6 protein-coding genes and 1 pseudogene are annotated in these 8,310 nt (G+C 72.5%); 4 read left to right on the top strand and 3 right to left on the bottom strand.

Going from position 1 to position 8,310, the window contains the following annotated elements; translation table 11 throughout:
* Positions 1-22: 22 nt before the first annotated feature.
* Positions 23-1,276, bottom strand: a complete 1,254-nt coding sequence (locus ACWGI8_RS08505; RefSeq protein ID WP_453659357.1) for a saccharopine dehydrogenase family protein — start codon at positions 1,274-1,276, stop codon at positions 23-25.
* Positions 1,277-1,424: 148 nt separating this feature from the next.
* On the opposite strand from ACWGI8_RS08505, the pseudogene ACWGI8_RS08500 reads away from it, so the two are divergent.
* Positions 1,425-2,117: pseudogene (locus ACWGI8_RS08500) on the top strand (TetR/AcrR family transcriptional regulator); the annotation flags it as partial.
* 188 nt (positions 2,118-2,305) lie between these two features.
* Here ACWGI8_RS08500 and ACWGI8_RS08495 read toward each other — a convergent pair.
* Positions 2,306-2,548: a hypothetical protein gene (locus ACWGI8_RS08495; protein WP_453659356.1), complete on the bottom strand. Its 243-nt coding sequence runs from the start codon at positions 2,546-2,548 to the stop codon at positions 2,306-2,308.
* Positions 2,549-2,693: 145 nt separating this feature from the next.
* Here ACWGI8_RS08495 and ACWGI8_RS08490 point away from each other — a divergent pair, with 145 nt between their 5' ends.
* Complete coding sequence (locus tag ACWGI8_RS08490; RefSeq protein WP_453659355.1) at positions 2,694-3,923, top strand: sensor histidine kinase; 1,230 nt, start codon at positions 2,694-2,696, stop codon at positions 3,921-3,923.
* Positions 3,920-4,591 (top strand): response regulator, encoded by a 672-nt coding sequence (locus ACWGI8_RS08485; protein ID WP_453659354.1) that lies wholly within the window; start codon positions 3,920-3,922, stop codon positions 4,589-4,591. The genes ACWGI8_RS08490 and ACWGI8_RS08485 overlap by 4 nt, the downstream gene beginning before the upstream one ends.
* Positions 4,592-4,613: 22 nt before the next feature.
* Here ACWGI8_RS08485 and ACWGI8_RS08480 read toward each other — a convergent pair whose 3' ends face one another.
* Positions 4,614-5,609, bottom strand: a complete 996-nt coding sequence (locus ACWGI8_RS08480; protein ID WP_453659353.1) for an Acg family FMN-binding oxidoreductase — start codon at positions 5,607-5,609, stop codon at positions 4,614-4,616.
* A 175-nt stretch (positions 5,610-5,784) separates the two neighbouring features.
* On the opposite strand from ACWGI8_RS08480, the gene ACWGI8_RS08475 reads away from it, so the two are divergent.
* On the top strand, positions 5,785-8,274 hold the full coding sequence (locus tag ACWGI8_RS08475; protein WP_453659352.1) for an MMPL family transporter: 2,490 nt from the start codon (positions 5,785-5,787) through the stop codon (positions 8,272-8,274).
* The last annotated feature ends 36 nt before the right edge of the window (positions 8,275-8,310 follow it).

Raw genomic sequence — 8,310 nt, 5'->3', positions numbered from 1 at the left:
CCGCGGGCCACCGCTCGGCCCCCTACTGCTCGCGCATCCCCCAGGGAGAGCCGTACTCCTCCAGCAGGGCGAGGAAGGCACGCGCGTCGAAGGCCTCCGGTCCCAGGACGCCCGTCCCCGACCATGCCCCGGTCGCGACGAGTTCGAGTGCGACGACCGGGTTGACGGCCGTCTGCCAGACCACGGCCTGGCTCCCGTACTCCTTCATGGACCACTCGTTGTCGACGACGTGGTACAGGTAGACCTCGCGCGGCCCGCCGTCCTTGACCCCCTTGACCCAGGTGCCCGCGCAGGTCTTGCCGCGCATCCGGTCGCCGAGCGTGGCCGGATCGGGCAGACAGGCCGCGACGACGTCACGGGGCGAGACCCGCACCGGTCCTTCCGGGCCCGGCACCGTGACCGGGTCGGTCCTGTCCAGGCCCACCTGGTGCAGGACCTGCAGTGTGTTGATGAAGTCCGTACCGAGGCCGTACTTGAAGGTGACCCGCCCGGCCTCGACCCAGCGCGGAATCAGCAGCACTTCCTCGTGCTCGACGTTGACGCACTCGACCGGCCCGATGCCCTCGGGGAAGTCGAACACCTCGGGTTCGCTGAACGGCGCTGTCGTGAACCAGCCGCGGCCGGCCTCGAAGACCACCGGCGGGTTGAGGCACTCCTCGATCGTGGTCCAGATGCTGAACGAGGGCGCGAAGTCATAGCCCTCCACGGTGAGGTTGGCGCCGTCCCGGATACCGATCTCCTCGATGGTGTCGAAGAGCTCGTCGGCCGCGTAGCGGGCGAAGACGTCGGAGAGCCCCGGCTCCACTCCCATCCCGACGAGGGCGAGCCGGCCCGACTTCTCCCAGTCGTCCGCGAGAGAGAACTGCTCGTCCCCGAGCTTCACCCCGCACTCCTCGTACGGGCGGTCCGCGTGCGGGCGGGACAGGGACATCGCCATGTCCACGTAGTGGGCACCGGCAGCGAGTGCGGCACGGAACAGCGGCATGACGAAACGGGGGTCCGTCGCATTGAGCAGGACGTCGCAGCGCTCCCGCGCGAGGAGCTCGCTGACCGCCGCCTCGTCCGAGGCGTCGATGCGGGCGGCGGCGAACCGGCCCTCCGCCGCCTCGGCCCCAGCCTCCGGCCCTGGAGTGACCGCGGCGACCGCGGCGACGGCAGCCTCGGCACGGGCCTGGTCGTAGTCCGCGACGACCATCCGTTCGAAGAATCCACGGCGTGCGGCGATCCGGGTGACTGCTGTCCCCACTCCACCGGCACCCACCAGCAAGATGCGCATGACCAGGTCCTTCCCTTTTCCCCAGGACTCTCCCGGGCCCCCGATGAAACTCACCGGCCGTTGATATCGTCAATGGCGTTGGCATAAGCGCGGACGTGAGGCCGATGGGGTGGCCGACGGGTGGCCGACAGCGAGAAGGAGCAGGCTGATGCCCAAGAAGGTGGTCCCGGAGCCCGAACGGCGGCGGCGTCGCCCGACCAAGACGGGTGTGGTCCTTTCGGAGCAGCTGATTGTGACGACCGCGCTGCGGATGCTGCGCGAGCACGGCGCCGCCGGGCTGACCGCACGCCGTATCGGGGCGGCGCTCGGGGCCGATCCCAGCACGCTCTACCGCTACTTCCGCGGCATGGACGAGCTGACGCTGGCGGTCGGCGACGAGCTGATCGGCCGCGCGCTGAAGGGCTGGTCCGCCTCGTCGGACTGGCGGGCGGACCTCCGCGAACTGGGCCGACGCGTTCATGCCGCCTATCTGGCGCATCCGCAGGCGGCCGTGCTGACGGCGAGCCGGGTCTCCGGAAGAACCCATGAGATCGCGTCGGACGAGATCATCCTGGGGGTGCTGCACCGGGCGGGCTTTCCCACGCCGGCGGCGGTACGCATCTACCACTGCTTCATCGACCAGACGCTGGCCTTCGCTGCGCTGGACGCCGCCACCCTCGCGCTGCCCGAGGCGGCCCGCCGGGCGGACGAGACCGTATGGCAGGCCACCTACGCGCGGTTGCCGGCGGACACACACCCCCACATCGCACCCGCCGCACCGCACCTGATCGCGGAGATGAACATCAGCGCCTATCCGGCGGCGCTCGACATGCTCCTCGACAGTGCAGCGGCGCAGCTGGCCGCGATGACCGGCACCGCGCGCCAGGCCAGTGCTGGTACCCAGGCGGGTGCCGCTACCGGTGCCGCGCACCAGGCCAGTGCTGGTACCGGTACCGATACCGCGCGCCCGGCCGGTGCCGCTACCCGTGCCGCGCGCCCGGCCCGTGCCGGTACCCAGGCCGGTGCCGGGGACCGAGGCGCGTGACCCCCTCAGCCGCTGTGGTCGCTGCGGTCGTCGCGGTTGCTGCGGTCCGCGATCATCAGGATCGCGAAGCCGAGCACCGCGAGCACGACGTGCGCGTAGAGCTCCTTCCCCTCCAGGAAACCGATCGGCTCGATGATCCACTTCGTGAAGCCCATCAAGGCGAACCATCCGCCGCTCAGCTCACGCAGCACTCCGCATACGCCGACGACGATCAGTGCCATAGCGATGTACTCCAGGATCTTCTTCATGCCGTGATCGTCGCCCGGCGTCGTGAGGCACCGCGTCCGCCGTCGGCGTGCGCTCTCGCTCCGAAAGTCTGAGAGCGTGCGACTTTGGTAGCTTCCCGTCGCGGGACGGCCCCGGACCGCTCCCCACCTGCGTAGGTTTGTCGATGTGACGCGTACGGAATACCCCTGGCTGCTGCCGTCGGCCATGGCCGGCCCACTGGACCAGGAGCTTCCGGGCGACCGGGGCAGGGAACGGCCGCGGCGGACGGTGCGCGACTGGATCGTGGACACCGTCGCGTTCCTCTTCGCCGCCCTCATCGGAGTGCTCGCGGTCGAGGCGAGCGAACAGGCCGCCAACGCCGACGCCGTGGTCCTCGCCGACCAGCTGATCGGCGCGGCGGCCTGCTGCGCGGTGTGGCTGCGCAGGCGCTGGCCCGTCGGGCTCGCCGCCACGCTGATCGTGACCGCCCTGGTGGTGCCGGTCGCGGGCGGCGCCATGCTGGTGAGCCTGTTCAGCCTCGCCGTGCACCGGCCGTTCAAACCGGTCGCCGTACTCGGCTCGCTCGCGCTGCTCGCGGGCATCGGGCAGCCGTTCCTGCGGCCCGATCCGGCGACGTCCACCCTGGCCAACATCATCGCCGGGGTCCTCCTGGTGCTGACGGCCCTCGGCTGGGGCATGCTCGTACGCTCACGCCGTCAGCTCGTCGTCGCCCTGCGGGAACGCGCCCACCGGGCCGAGACCGAGGCCGAACTGCGCGCACAGCAGGCTCAGCGGCTCGCCCGCGAGGCCATCGCCCGGGAGATGCACGACGTGCTCGCCCACCGGCTGACGCTGCTCAGCGTGCACGCGGGCGCGCTGGAGTTCCGGCCCGACGCACCCCCCGCCGAGGTCGCCCGCGCCGCCGGCGTCATCCGGGACAGCGCCCACGAGGCCCTCCAGGACCTGCGCGAGATCATCGGCGTACTGCGCGCCCCCGGCGAGGGCGACGAGAACCACCGGCCGCAGCCCACTTTCGCCACGCTCGACGCGCTGGTCGCCGAGTCCCGGCAGGCCGGCATGCGGGTCACCCTCGACAACGGCATCGACGCACCGGCCACGGTCCCCGCCGCCACCGGCCGCACCGTCTACCGCATCGCCCAGGAGGGTCTCACCAACGCCCGCAAACACGCCCCCGGCGCCGAGGTCACCGTCACCGTGCACGGCGGACCCGGCCGAGGGCTCACCGTCACCGTCAGCAACCCCGCCCCGGACGGCCCGGTCCGTCAGGTGCCCGGATCCGGCCAGGGCCTGATCGGGCTGACCGAACGCGCCACGCTCGCGGGCGGGCGGCTGGAGCACGGGAAGACGGACGACGGAGGGTTCACCGTCCGATCGTGGCTACCGTGGCCCTCATGACCATCCGGCTGCTCATCGTCGACGACGACCCGCTCGTGCGCGCAGGACTCACCTTCATGCTCGGCGGGGCGGAGGACATCGAGATCGTGGGGGAGGGGGCCGACGGCTCCGAGGCCGCCGCGCTCACCGACCGGCTGCGGCCCGATGTCGTCCTGATGGACATCCGGATGCCCCAGGTGGACGGGCTCACCGCCACCGAGCAGCTCCGCGGCCGCCCCGACGCCCCCGAGGTCGTCGTCCTCACCACCTTCCACGCCGACGAACAGGTGCTGCGCGCGCTGCGGGCCGGGGCCGCGGGATTCGTCCTCAAGGACACCCCGCCCGCGGAGATCGTCGCAGCGATACGGCGCGTGGCGGCGGGCGATCCGGTGCTCTCCCCGGCCGTCACCCGCCAGTTGATGACGCATGTGGCGGGCGCCGCCCCCGACGACCGGGCCTGCCGGGCCCGGGCCCGCCTCGGCACCCTCGCCGAACGCGAACGCGAGGTCGCCGTCGCGGTCGGCCGCGGCCACTCCAACGCCGAGATCGCCACGTCCCTGTACATGAGCCTGCCGACCGTGAAGACCCACGTCTCCCGGATCCTGGCCAAACTCGGTCTCAACAACCGTGTCCAGATCGCGCTGTTGGTCCATGACGCGGGGCTGCTGGACGAGGGCGCGACGCCGTAGTCGTACGCGCCCCGCGCCCGGCTCAGGAATGCGGTACGTCGAGAACGTCGGTGAGCGGGCGGCGCGGCGAGACGGGAACGGGGCGCGCGGGGTAGCCGGCCCGGATGACGATCTGGGGGTGCCCGGTCAGGCCGGGGAGCATGTCGCGCAGCCGGCCGCGCGACGGCTCGCCCAGCTCGCAGGGCTGGTTGGCGTAGCCCGCGAGGATGCCGTGGGCGGCGAGGACGAGCAGCCCGCGCTGCAGGGCCTGCCCGGTGGCCAGCCAGTCGGAGGGTTCGTCGGTCCGGGAGGTGAGGACTGCGGCCAGCGGCGCGGTGCGCAGGAGGGCGGCGTCGCGGCGGCCCACCCGGGCGCCGAGGTCGGCGGACCGGATCCCCGTACGGATCAGGGGTGCGGCGACGGCCGGGACGGTGAGGCCGTCACCGTGCCGGCGCGGCCGCATCCAGAACGCGAGCTCGCGCCGCCAGGCCCGGTCGGCGAACTGACGGACGTCCCCCTGCTCGATGAGCGCCGCGAGGTCTCCGCGCCGGTCGGGGGCGACGATGCTCAGCCCGGCGCCTTCCTGTTCGGCCGCCTGTAGCAGCCGTGGCAGCACCTGCGTGGGCAGTGGCCGGTCGGCGAATGGCTTCCGGCAGGTGCGCCGACGGTCGATCGCCTCGTACAGCAGTGACTCGTCGGCGTCGGCGTCGGCGTCGGCATCGGTGCGGTGGGGGAGGGGGGACAGCCCCACCCGGGCGCACAGGTTCGCGTCGGCCGTGTCCGGCAGCAGTGCGACCACGGGGGCCAGGCGGTGGTGGTGCGCCGCGAGGCGCAGGTTCAGCAGCGCGGCGCCACAGCTGATGAAGAGTTCCCGGTCGTCGGGGTCGTTGACCGGCAGGGCACGCGACCGGTCGGCGTACAGCTCGATGACGTCCCCCGCCTGGCGAAAGATCCACGGCTGGCTGTTGTGGGAGGACGGCGCGCGTACCGCCCGGTCGACGAGCGACCGCACGAGGCCGGCGGGCAGTGGTGCTGGCATGTCGCCCCTTCTGTATGTCCTCTGCATATGGCTTCCAGGCGCGCTACAGCCTGTGCGGCCTCCCGTCAAGTGACGAATTGCCGGAACTGGGGTGATCTATCCCAACAAGCCACCGTGGTGATACCTGACCGCCCCGCACGAGGCAGGAGCGGAAGGCGAACCGCTGGAGGCTCGGATGTACCGCTGGATGGGCGAGGTGGCCACGCGCTACCCCCGGCTCGTCCTCCTGGCCGCGCTCGTCTTCCTGATCCTTTCCGTGGTGCTCGGCGCCGGGGCCACGGACCGGCTGAAGACGCAGGGCTACGACGACCCGCACTCCGACTCGAGCTTCGCGGCCCGCGTCAGTGCCGAGCACCGGGGATCGTCCCCCAACGTCGTCGTGGTCGCGCAGGTGCGGGACGGTGCCGTCGACGATCCCGCGGTGCGCCGCGCCGGCGACGAGCTGACGAAGCGCCTGGACGAGCAGCCGGACGTGAGCGGCGTGCGCTCGTACTGGACGAGCAACGAGGCCGAGCTGCGCGGCAGGGACGGCCGCTCGGCCATGCTGCTGGCGCACGTCGACGGCGAGGGCGAGGAGCTGGGCTCGCGGGTCGAGCACCTGGGCGAGAAGCTCACCGCCCCGCCGACGGACGGCCGGCCGGTGCTGACGGTGCACGTCGGGGGACAGGCCCTGGCCGACGCCGAGATCCAGGACAACTCCGAAGCCGACCTGAAGCGGGCCGAGGCGGTCGTCCTGCCCGGCACGCTGCTCCTGCTCGTCGTCGTCTTCGGCAGTGTGGTCGCCGCACTGCTGCCGCTGCTCATCGGCGTCCTGGCCATCGGCGGCACACTGCTCGTGCTCAGTGTCCTCGGCAGCGTCACCGATGTGTCGGTGTTCGCGCTGAACCTCACCACCGCCCTGGGGCTGGGCCTGGGCATCGACTACGGGCTCCTCGTCGTCTCCCGGTTCCGGGAGGAACTGGGCGCGGGACACCCCGCGCGTGCCGCGGCCGTGCGCACCGTGTGCACCGCCGGGCACACCATCTTCTTCAGCGCCGCGACGGTGTGCGCGGCGCTCGCGACCCTGCTGGTCTTCCCGCCGTACTTCCTGCGGTCCTTCGCCTACGCGGGCATCGCCGTGGTGGCGATCGCCGCCCTCGCCGCCACCGTGGTCCTGCCGGCACTCCTGGCCCTGATGGGGCGGCGGGTCAACGCCTGGGCGGTGCCCTGGAAACGGCGCGGCAACGCCGGCTCCGCCTCCCGCTTCTGGGAGCGGCTGGCGCGGCTGGTGGTGCGCCGCCCCACGCTCGCGGCACTGCCGGTGATGGCGCTGCTGGTCCTGCTGGCCGCACCGTTCACGCACGCCTCGTTCGCCACCCCCGACGACCGGACCCTGCCGCGCAGCGCGGCCAGCCGACAGACCGGGGACCTCGTACGCAGCGAGTTCGACGCGCGCGGCAGCGGTGCGCTGACGGTCTTCACCACCACCGACACGCCCCGGGTCGCCAACGACTACGCGCCGGGCCTCTCCGCCTTGCCCGATGTCGCCAAGGTCGTAGGGCCCTCCGGAGTCTGGCAGGACGGCAAGCGGATCGCCGGCCCCGGCTCCGTGCCCGGCGCCTCCCCCGCCGCCGGCAACGCGGCGATCCTGACCGTGGTGCCGGAGGCCGACCCCCAGTCGGACGCCGCCCAGCAGCTGGTGCGGGCCGTCCGCGCCACCCCCACACCGGCCGGCACCACCATCCACGTGGGCGGGCCGAGCGCGGCGCTGATCGACGCCAAGGACACCATCGGCGACCGGCTCCCGGTCGCACTGGGCCTGATCACCGCCACCACGTTCGTGCTGCTGTTCTTCTTCTCCCGCAGCCTGATCCTGCCGCTGAAGGCGATCGCCCTGAACGCCCTGAGCCTGGCCGCCGTCCTGGGCGCCATGGTGTGGATCTTCCAGGACGGCCATCTGCAGGACTGGCTCGGCTTCACGCCCGGGCCGCTCAGCACGACCATGCCGGTGCTGCTCTTCTGCATCGTCTTCGGACTCTCGGTGGACTACGAGGTGTTCGTCCTCGCCCGCATCAAGGAGGCCCACGACGCCGGGCACAACACCGCCGACTCCATCGTCATCGGCCTCTCGCGCACCGGCGGCATCGTCACCACCGCCGGCGCCCTGCTCGCCTTTACCCTCCTGAGCTTCGGCACCTCCAAGGTCGCCCTGCTGCAGTTCTTCGGCATCGGCGCGGGCTTCGGCGTCCTCCTCGACGCGACCCTCGTGCGCGGCGTGCTCGTACCGGCGCTCATGCGCCTCGCCGGCGATTTCAACTGGTGGGCACCGCGCGTGCTGAAGGGCAGCCCGCGGCCGCACGAGCCTCCGCCCCCGGAGCCGGAACCGCAGCCGTATGCGCATCCGGGCCCGGCTCCGCCCCCGTACGCGGCCGCAGCGCCGTACTCGGACCCGGTCACGTACCGATTCCGGTATCCGGATCCGGTCACGCACCGACTCCTGTACCCGGACCCGGTCGCGCACCGACTCCGGTATCCGGATCCGGTCGCGCACCGACTCCGGTACCCGGACCCGCACCCACCTCCGTACGCCCCATCGACCCCCAAACCCCGACAGCCCCTACCGCCCCCCCCCCCCCCGCCCAGCCCCGCCCCCGGCCACCCCCCCAAAAAAGCCCCCCAAGACTGACAGCCCCCAACGCCGCCACCCCAGCCCCGAGCCCCG

Source organism: Streptomyces sp. NPDC054841, from assembly GCF_053611045.1.
This window is presented reverse-complemented; position numbering and strand designations above follow the sequence as displayed.